Annotated in this window: 3 protein-coding genes; all 3 read left to right on the top strand. The window is 48.9% G+C overall.

Annotated elements, in window-relative coordinates; translation table 11 throughout:
- The first annotated feature begins 444 nt into the window (after positions 1-444).
- Positions 445-2,724 (top strand): hypothetical protein, encoded by a 2,280-nt coding sequence (locus tag GX117_04415; GenBank protein ID NLO32587.1) that lies wholly within the window; start codon positions 445-447, stop codon positions 2,722-2,724.
- A gap of 228 nt (positions 2,725-2,952) precedes the next feature.
- Entirely contained in the window at positions 2,953-5,928 is a 2,976-nt protein-coding gene (locus GX117_04410; protein NLO32586.1) for a hypothetical protein, read from the top strand.
- Between the two features lie 4 nt (positions 5,929-5,932).
- The coding region (locus GX117_04405; GenBank protein ID NLO32585.1) for a tetratricopeptide repeat protein at positions 5,933-6,532 on the top strand (600 nt) is incomplete at its 3' end.

Genomic DNA, 6,532 nt, shown 5'->3' with positions numbered 1-6,532 from the left:
TCAAATTGAGAAGGATAAGGACACTGATATAGAGCCCTCGTTTTGTTTCAAATAGAGTCATGAAGATTTTTCCTATTGCTGCTCAACTATATAGATAGAAGGCGATGCGGATTTAGAAAAGAAAGAGACCCGAAAAAAAATAGTTATTCTTCTCGGGACGGTCGCGATCAATTGAAAGAAATTACAACGTGATTTTCAAAAGATCCATTTCTCTAAATAGCCTGCGCGATCCTCCGGTATCATTAAACATCGTATTATAGCGTTGTACGCTGCAGAATTGAACTATTATACATGAGCGGCTTGTAAAGACATTAAACAACACCTGCAGACTTTGGACTGAAATTGATCTATCACTTGGAACAAAGTTAAAATGCATGTCTTAAGGAATGTTTATGAATATCTGCATCCCTGAGGGAAAATATTAGCCACTGAAAAGGTTCCTGAATGAAATTTCTACCGAAATCCATTTCTCGCGATATTTTTGTGAGAGTCCTCTTTTTTATGATTTTGTTGACTGCCACTGTTTTAGCAGGATTGTATTTGGGCAAACTCTCCGTGTCGCCCATCGTATATTCCGTACCCGACAGACAAGCACCTTCCTCAACAGCCGTGCCGACAACCAAGTCAGGACAGAACGATATTCACGCCACAGAAGAATCTAAGGAAGCGGTTCCCATATTTCTTTATGTAGGCGGTCAGGTAGCCGACAATTGGGAGGTCACCCAATCTCAATTGACCTTGGCATCTCAAAATGGCATCAATCGCTTTATCGTTCCCTTACCCTTAGACTGGACAGAAGTAGAAGAAGGAGAAAAAAAGACCGATCCTTATAATCCTGTTCTTGAGCAGTATCTTGCCATAGATAAAAAAGCGGGTCTGGTACTTCGCGTCGATTTGAATCCGCCTACCGGTTGGCTGGAACAGCATCCGGAAGCAGCAGTCAAGACACAAGACGCCCTGCAGGCGCACCCCTCCATAGGTTCTGATTTGTGGATTGAGACTGCACGTCAACGTTTGGAAGAAATGATTCTTGCTGTTGAGTCGGGTTCGCACCGTGAAAATATACAGGGCTATATTTTAACGGCCCTAACGGATCAACGGTGGGTGCTGCCCGGCGCTTTCGACCGTTCCGAAGTGAACGAACAACATTTCAAAGACTGGCTGCAGCACACCTATGGAAACGAAGAGTCTTTTCAAAAGGCTTGGGTTCGACCGGGGCTCAACCTTGAAACGGTGACCATTCCGGAGCGGCCTGCCTCGACGGAAGAAAAGAATGCTCTTGCTGTCTTGCCCGAACAACAATCCTTGGTCGATTTTTACCGCTATTGTTCCGAACAAGTCTCTTCGGTTATTGCTGGTTTGGCGGCCATGATAGCGAGCGTTTCTGTGGTCGAGCCCATGATCCTTGTGCCTTACGGCTATTCCTTTGAAAGCTTGCACAGCGCTTCCGGTCATTTTGCCTTAGAGTTGCTTTTGGAAAGTGATGTCACCGGATTTATCTCACCCGTATCCTATTTTGATCGTGGCCTTGGCGGTGTTGGCGGGATGATGGGCCCCTTCGACAGTGCCCGGCTTCGTGATAAACAATGGTATATCATTGATGATACGCGCACAGGAGTGGAACGTTCCGAAGACACCGGCGAATTTGAGCGGATAAAGGGCATTCGAGCCGAAGATGTGTATGAAGTTCAACGGCGTAATTTTGCGATGGCACTCACCTACGACCTGGGATTGATCTGGTCCGATCCGCAAGGCGAAGGATGGCTCAATGATGAGCAACAGTGGGTTCAATTCGGTAAGCTGAAAGATATTTATAGCAAACGTCATGCCGCTGCTGCACAGCCATCGGAATTCGAAGACGGAGCCACACTCACAGTTGTCGTGGATGAGTCCGTTAATTTTTATCTTCAGGCCGCTGAGCATATGAATGCGGGATTATTACAACGCGCCCGCGATGCCGTGCTCCATTGCGGTGTAAGCACGCGATTTCATCTTTTCCGCGACGTGGTCGACGGGATTTCACCACCCACGCCGGTCTACCTTTTCCTAAATGCCTTTCTCATCCCGGCCAATGATCTCGATCGCATTCATACTCGTTTGGCACAGGAACAGGCTTGTGCCATTTGGGTTTACGCGCCCGGATACTTTGGCGCCAATGCCTCTGTTGAAAATATCAGTAAAGTGACTGGCATGTCCGTCAAGGCCTTTAAAGAGCCTGCCCCGTCCCGATCGAAATATTTACTTTCCGGAGGAGTCTATCTCCAAAATGAGAATGATATCGGCAATGAAGCGCTGTGGGATCCTCTTTTTTATGTGGAGCCGAATGAGGATGTGGACATCTTGTCTCATTACACTGCAGACAACCAAAAGGGGAGCATTGCCTTGGCTAGTTTCCCCGAAGGCTGGACTTCCTTGTATGTGGCGGTACCCGAGATTACAGCGCCTTTACTCTGCACACTTTTAAAAATTTTGGAACAGCCTTTATATCCCAATCCCCTGGAACGGGTTTATTATGACACCGTTTTTGCACGGCCGCCTTTTGTTGCTATCCACGCGGGCCGCGCCGGTAAACGCTCCTTTAATTTTGGATTTTTCTGTGATATTGAAGATCAACTGGACGCCGAGATTGGCTGGTACCAAAAGGACAGTATTTTGTTGTCTATGCGCGCCGGAGAAACAAGGCTATTGTTGACCACTCCCTTAAAATTAGACAACGATTTCTAAATACCATGGACAAAAAATGTGGAACCATAGACTTTGTCCGGCATCGTCTTTCTGTTTCAAAGGGGCGATTAAAAGAGTCTGTATCAGATGAAGACAATAAAGCGCTTCTTTAACAAACAGATTTATTTCTGTATACTGCCCCTGTATCTTATGTCCCGTGACTTTGGTCGATGCGCGATGAGGCGCAACTTCTAGGTCTATTATGGTTCCGACCCTGCAGCAGGCAATATGAATAGAATGAATGAAGAATTCCGTTTGGCACGATTCCACCGCCTGATTATCTATTGTTGGATAGTTGTCCTTGTTCTCGCCTTATTTCCGCTCAACGCCAATCCCGTTAAACATATTAAAGAATTGCTTTCCGCCATCGCTTTATTCTTGTTGGCTGTTAGTCTAGTGGTACGCCCTGTTAAAAAGGGCGCGTGTTGGGATTGGCCGAAGATACCGATGCTGGGGATTGTCGCGCTATGGCTTGTGTGGAATCTCGTGTGTGTGCTCCATTCCAATTTTAAAATGGCGGGTTTGGACGAATTGCGCGTCTATACCACGTGGATCCTTATTGCCCTATTCGCATCGCGGGTATTTCGTGAAACACGTCATATCCGTTTCCTTTTTCTGGTCATTTGTTGCGCTGTATTCTTGTCCAGTGTTTATGGATTTATGCAGTATGTGGGCTGGGATATTTTTCCATGGTCATCACGAAATGTCGAGGAATACCGCGGATTGCCCTCTACCTACGCCAATCCTAATTTTGCCGGTCATGTCCTTGCACTGACGCTTATTCTGGGCGCGTATCTTATTTCCCACGCTTCCTATCGTTGGGTGGCTGCCTTAATGCTTGTCATGGCCGCCCATTTATATATGACCCATATGCGTGGTGCGCCGCTGGCGCTGGCTGCTGCCGGTGGATTGTTCTTTGTATCTTTCTTGATTTCACGTTGGCGTTCCGAAAAAACAATGAGGAAGGCGGTAAGTGCACTAGTCTTGACTACAGTTCTTGGCTTGATAGGTCTCCTTGCACTGTTGCCTGTATCTCATAAACGCAGCGGCTATTATTTTCCCACTGATGGCTCTTTGATTTTGCGGTACAACGGTTATTACGGTGCGGCACAGATGGTGTTGGATAATCCGATCATGGGTAAAGGTTCCGCCAATTATGCGCGTAACGCCATCGCCCATTGGACCCCCTACGAAAAACAATGGTTTGCTGAACGGCAAAAGCGCAATATGCACGTCCATTGTGATTTACTTGAAACGGCGGTAGAAAGTGGCGTACCGGGACTTTTCCTTCATGTCTTTTTGCTCATCGCTTTGTTGATCCGCTGTTTGACCCTCGCTTTTTCTGAGAAAGATCCGGCGCGACGCGCTTTAGGCTATACGTTGGCCGCATTTTTCATGGCCTTTATCGTCGATGGACTCTTCGGTTTTAATCTGCGTGTGCCCGTGTCGGGAGCCTTATTCTTTCTTATGATCGGCGTTGTAGATGGACTGGCAACACCCTTTCCCCGGACAGCTGATGATAGGGGAATCGAGAAGAAAAAGAAGGAGCTCCCATCTCTTGGCAAAGGAGCTGTTCTTCCACAAGGGCGTCCACGGCGCTCTTTTCCCCTTTTCCTCTGTACCTTGTCTCTCGTATGTCTACTAAGTGCTTCAGTCGTTTTGGTGGGTGAAATCTATTTTCAGCGTGGAGACGCGGTTCGTTTTTTCTTGGAGAAAAACCCCGATTCGCCTTATCTCACACAAGTGCGGAAACAGGGGATTGAGAACCTTCGTATTGGTCAAAAGCTGATCAGTTGGGATGACCGTTATCCCGATATGCTCGGACATCTTTGTATGCGTCAGGCATTAATCCCTGAAGCCATAGCATATTACAGTCAAGCCTTGGCTTTAGATCCCTATCATCCACACAAAGCGGCGAATCTTGCACGGGCCTATTTAAATCAAGGGCTGCGTCTGGCACGCGCTTCAGCATCTCCCGATTATCCCGCCATAGCCCACTTGTTAGACCAAGCGCAAAGCTATGCGGAACAGGGTTTTCATTATTGTGAAGTGTCGCCCAATGTCCATGATGTGCGGTGGCGCATAGCCCGCGCGAAAGCGATTTTGGCCGAAGAGCAGCAGCAAGAAGCCGCTCCCTATTGGGAAAAGGCGGCGGCGCAGATACAGGAAGCCCTGACTTATGGGGCTGTAGATGTGCCGGGCGCTTATCAAGCTTTGGGACTGGCTTATTTAAAACTCAATAGACCAAACGAAGCGGTAGACCCGATCACCAAAGCCTTGCACGTAAAGATGGATGATGAATCCGGATGGGTAATGCTGGAGGCGGCGGCGCAAAATTCCGACAATACGACGGCGCTGTTAAGTTTGGGATACCAGCGTTACGCCGCACTTATTCCCGATCTTCCGGAAACAGAAGATGCCTTTGTCGCTACCGTGCGCAGATTGACGCGCGCGTGGACAGCCTTCGATCCGCAATCACAGGCATCGGCGCGGACTGCTGCGGCGAGTTTGGAAGTGCTGCCTGAACGGGCAGAGCTGTGGGCGCTCCTTGCCGGGATCGCCTTGAACGAGGGAGACCTTGCGCCTTTACGGCTTGCCATGCAAGGCTGTAAGAATCGGGATGCCATACCGCTTTTTGTGAAAGAATTGTGTGCTGACCAAAAAACGGCGCAACAATTGGAAGAGCTGTCCTTGGAGTTGGCGCGGCTTGTTCAGCAGGCTTCCGACCGGGATATACGCAACGAATATAGTCTTGTGGCAGATTATTTTTTGGTGCTGCTTCCGGAAATTCCCAGAGCCTCTGTGCAGGAGGCAACTATCCGTGCCAATTTTGGCGGCGTTTATCTGGAAAGCGGGCGCTATGACGACGCAGAAAAGAATTTTACCTTTGCCATTAATGAGCTGCCTGTCGGTGATACACCGCGTCTTTTGTCGGGACGTGCCGGAGCACGGGCGGAATTGGGGCGCGTCAAAGAGGGCATGATGGATATTAAAAAAGCGGCGACCCTTGCTCCTAACGACCCGATCATCCAACTGACCTATGCCAGAATGCTCCAAAATGAGCACCGTTATGATGAGGCGATTTTTGCCTATACCGCTGCCATCAACTTGTTGCCAGAAAAAATTGATCTTCGAAAACAGGCGGGGCAAGAGCTGAGCCGGCTGCGACAGTTTACCGAGTTTTCACCAAGGGGGACGCAATAAAAAGATGAACACAGATTTTGACACAACAACCCGTTCAGCCGAAAATCAAAATCGGAACGGGAAGGGGCAGTGGGGGGGTATCGCTGCGTTAACAATGCTTGCAACCTTTGCCTTTTTGACGCTCATTGCATGCTATGCTTGGTACGGAACAGACTTCCTCCAACGCCGCGATGATGCTGTCGGAGAGACGCTCATGCGCGAAGGGAAACGGCGTGAAGCCTCTTTTGAATATGCCTTGGCGCTCGATTTTTATCAGCGTGCGTTGAAAGCCCGTTTTAACGGCCCCGAGCATCGCACATTTACCATGGAACGGACGGGTATCTTGCTTTGGCAAGCGGGACAGGCTGAGGATGCCGCAGCAATCCTAAGTGAAGCCCTAACAAGAGACCACGTCACCACAGCTCCTTACAGCACGCTTTTCGAGGTACTCTTGCATTTGAATCGCACGGAGGAAGCGGCACAGCTCTTGGAGACATGGAAAGCTGTTGCAGACACAGAGACCGATAGGGCGGAGCAGTGTCATGGGGCGGCTCGCTTGGCAGAGGCGCAGCAGCACACAAAGGACGCCATAAAAGGCTATGAGCACTGTGTTGCAGCCTATGAT

Source organism: Candidatus Hydrogenedentota bacterium (assembly GCA_012523015.1).
Lineage (GTDB): Bacteria > Hydrogenedentota > Hydrogenedentia > Hydrogenedentales > CAITNO01 > JAAYBJ01.
Note: the sequence above shows the minus strand (reverse complement) of the source record. Positions and strands in the feature narration are given on the sequence as shown.